Raw genomic sequence first — 699 nt, 5'->3', positions numbered from 1 at the left:
GCCGTCAGAGCGGGTCGGTCGGCGTAGCCGCGGGCCAGACCGGCGCCCGCGACATACAGCTCACCCGTCACACCGACAGGCACCGGCTGCAAGAACTCATCCAGCACGAACACCCGCGTGTTCTCACGCGGACGCCCGATCGGCAGCACCTCAGGCGCCTCACCACCCGCCGGAATCGTGTGCGTGGTCGCACACAACGTCACCTCGGTCGGACCATAAAGATGACGGACCACCAGATGAGGATTGGCCGCCAACACCTGCGCCACCGCACCCACCGGAACCACATCACCACCCGTCAGCACCTCCGACACGCCGCCCAGGCACTGCGGCGACTCCTCGGCCAGCACACCGAACAGACCAGCCGTCAGATGCACAGTCGTCACGTCGAACTGGTCGATGAGCTGCTCCAGCAGCCCTGCGTCCACGGACCCGGGCGGGGCCACGACCACCGTGGCACCGTTGAGCAGCGGCATCCAGATCTCGTAGGTGGAGGCGTCGAAGGCATGCGGGGCGTGCATCAGCACCCGCTTGCCCGCATCCGCCTCCCAACAGCCGTCCGTCGCCAGCGCCACCACCGAGGACTGCGAGACCGCCACGCCCTTCGGCACACCCGTCGAACCCGACGTATACATCACATACGCCAGATCCCCGCCCACGGCACGGACGTCCGGTGCGCTGTCATCCGCACCAGCGAGCAGC

1 protein-coding gene is annotated in these 699 nt (G+C 68.0%); it reads right to left on the bottom strand.

Annotated elements, in window-relative coordinates; all coding sequences use genetic code 11:
- Positions 1–632: AMP-binding protein (locus Q8A52_RS48885; RefSeq protein ID WP_316765161.1), on the bottom strand; the 632-nt coding region annotated here is incomplete at its 3' end.
- Positions 633–699: the final 67 nt, after the last annotated feature.

Origin of the sequence: Streptomyces herbicida, from assembly GCF_032656585.1 — a bacterium.
GTDB classification, from domain to species: domain Bacteria; phylum Actinomycetota; class Actinomycetes; order Streptomycetales; family Streptomycetaceae; genus Streptomyces; species Streptomyces herbicida.
The sequence above is the reverse complement of the archived record's forward strand: the minus strand, read 5'-3'. Positions and strand labels throughout refer to the sequence as shown.